Source organism: Thiomonas sp. 13-64-67, assembly GCF_002282795.1.
In the GTDB taxonomy this organism is placed as follows: domain Bacteria; phylum Pseudomonadota; class Gammaproteobacteria; order Burkholderiales; family Burkholderiaceae_C; genus Thiomonas; species Thiomonas arsenitoxydans.
Genome location: NZ_NCKP01000129.1, coordinates 1 through 2,391 on the forward strand (window position 1 = coordinate 1; position 2,391 = coordinate 2,391).

Genomic DNA, 2,391 nt, shown 5'->3' on the forward strand with positions numbered 1-2,391 from the left:
GTCGCCTGCGGCCAGCGCGGCCCGCAGGCCGTCGAGGTCGTTGAACTCGACCACGCGGGTGGTGGTGGTGAGGTCGTGGACCTGACCCAGCAGGCTGGGACGGGTGTGGGCGGCCCCCTGCGCGTCGAGATCGACGAACACATCGTCGACCGTGCCGTGATAGCAGCCGTTGAACACCACGATGTGCTGGCGCCCGGTGAGTGCGCGCGCCCAGCGCAGCACGAAGCGGTTGGCATCGCTGGCCGTGGCGGTGAACTGCCACATCGGCAGGCCGAAGCGCTGCTCCAGCAGGTCAGCGACTTCAAGCGCGACCGTGGACGGCAACATGGTGGTGGCACCAAACGCGCCGTGCTCCGCCAGGGTGCGGGCGATGGCTGCGGGGCTGTGGCCGAACATGGCGCCGGTATCGCCCAGACAAAAGTCGATGATGGTGTGGCCGTCCACATCGAACAATCGGGCGCCCTGCGCCTTGTCCACATAGAGCGGCACGGGCGAGGGCGCATCGGCCATCCAGTGCAGGGGCACGCCGAACAGAAAGTGGCGCTGCGCCTGCTGGTGCAGCGCGACGCAGCGCGGATGCGCGGCCAGGAAGCGGGCGGCCTCGATCGCGTGAAAGCGGGCAACGCGGTCGGCGGGAAGGCTTGTGGGGCTCATGACGGTGGGCGCTGGAAAATGTGCAATGGAGGGCGCGATGGAAAGCGGCCGCCGCGCAGTATCGCCAAGCCTGTGAGCGTCTGGCAAGCCCCGAAATGGCCCCGCGCGCGGTGGGCGAAGTGGTTCTATCGTTCCTGAAAAAATGTCGATATGGTTCAGACCGCTTGCAGGGCTTCATTGGCGTGGACTGAACTTCGCAGTCCGTTCACTTATTCGAAAAATATGGTTCAACACGCTTTTGCCTATCTGTCACAGCAACGGTTTCTCGGCGCAGCAGCCAGCGCCGAGAATGCGCCGACGCCCCGCTTCGGCGTGGCCGGTGTGGCCTGGGACGGGGCGGTGACCAACCGCCCCGGTGCCCGATTCGGGCCGAACGCCATCCGCCAGGCCAGCCAGATGCTGTGCGATGCGACGCACCCGTTTTTCGATCTTTCGCCTACCGCCGACCTGTGCGATCACGGCGATCTGTATCTGCCCAACACCAGCCTGGAGACGATGCGCGCCGCGCTCGAAGCCCAGGCGCGAACACTCTTGGCGCATCAGCACATGGTGTGGCTGGGTGGCGATCATTCCATCACCTTGTCTTTGCTGCGGGCTTTGCGCGCGTTGCATGGCCAGCCGCTGGCGGTGCTGCATTTCGATGCGCATTGCGACACCTGGACCGACCACTTCGGTGAGCCATCGGGGCACGGTACCTGGGTTTACGAGGCGGTGCAGGAAGGGCTGGTGGTGCCGCAGAGCTTCGTGCAGGTGGGCATACGCTCGGCCGCCGAGCGCGAGGCGCGTGAATACGTCAACGCCATCGGTGGCCGGGTGATCACCGCGCGCGAGCTGCGCGGCCTGGAGAGTCCGTCGCAGCTTGCACCGATCACCGCCGACATCCGCGCCCGATTGGCCGCGAGCAACGCCCCGGTGTATGTCACGCTCGACATCGACTGTCTCGACCCCGCCTTCGCCCCCGGCACCGGCACGCCCGAGCCCGGCGGCTTGAGCAGCGCGCAAGTGCTGTCGCTGCTGGAAGAGTTGTGCGCCATGCAGCTGCCCTTTGTCGGCATGGACTGCGTGGAGGTGTCGCCGCCCTACGACCACGCCGAACTCACCTCCAACATCGCCGCGCTGTGCGTCTGGACTTATCTGTGCGCGCGACTCGCTTCAGAAAAAACTGTCTCCCCCTGACCCGGAAGGATCCCGCGCATGATGCGGCTGGAACAACAGGCGCAGCGCCTGATCGAGAACTCGTACTACGTCGACTCCGCGCATCGACTCCGCGCATGCCGCGCCGCGCCACGCGCCCCTGCAGGGCGAGGTGCAGGCGGATGTATGCATCGTCGGCGGGGGTCTGGCCGGGCTGTCGGCCGCGCTGGAACTGCGCAAGCGCGGCATGCAGGTGGTGTTGCTCGAAGGGCGACACATCGGCTGGGGCGCTTCGGGCCGAAACGGCGGCCAGGCGCTGGCGGGCTACGCCAGCGAGATGGAGCCGTTCGAGCGCCAGCTCGGCGCCAAGAGCGCGCACTTCGCCTGGGAAATGTCGCTCGACGCCATTCGCCTGCTGCGCGAACGCATCGCCCAATACGCCATCGACTGCGACTGGACGCCCGGCGCGATGAGCGTAGCAGTCACGCCCAAGAAAGCCCGCGCGCTGCATGCCTGGGCCGAGCATATGCAGCGCGAATACGGCTACACCCATCTGCAGAGCTTCGACGCGCAGCAGACCCGCAGCCTCATCGCCAGCAAACG

The 2,391-nt window shown here is 66.8% G+C and carries 3 protein-coding genes; 2 read left to right on the forward strand and 1 reads right to left on the reverse strand.

Annotation, left to right across the window (positions count from 1 at the left end):
• Positions 1–654: aminotransferase class III-fold pyridoxal phosphate-dependent enzyme (locus B7X30_RS15535; protein WP_286731853.1), on the reverse strand; the 654-nt coding region annotated here is incomplete at its 3' end.
• Positions 655–876: 222 nt separating this feature from the next.
• On the opposite strand from B7X30_RS15535, the gene speB reads away from it, so the two are divergent.
• Both speB and B7X30_RS15545 read left to right on the forward strand, forming a co-directional pair.
• Complete coding sequence (gene speB / locus B7X30_RS15540) at positions 877–1,830, forward strand: agmatinase (protein ID WP_286731854.1); 954 nt, start codon at positions 877–879, stop codon at positions 1,828–1,830.
• 130 nt (positions 1,831–1,960) lie between these two features.
• A partial coding sequence (locus B7X30_RS15545; RefSeq protein WP_286731856.1) for an NAD(P)/FAD-dependent oxidoreductase occupies positions 1,961–2,391 on the forward strand: 431 nt, incomplete at its 3' end.

Bases quoted from the DNA above. Each gene is read 5' to 3' on its own strand.
- speB (WP_286731854.1), top strand. From the start codon at position 877: ATGGTTCAACACGCTTTTGCCTATCTGTCACAGCAACGGTTTCTCGGC.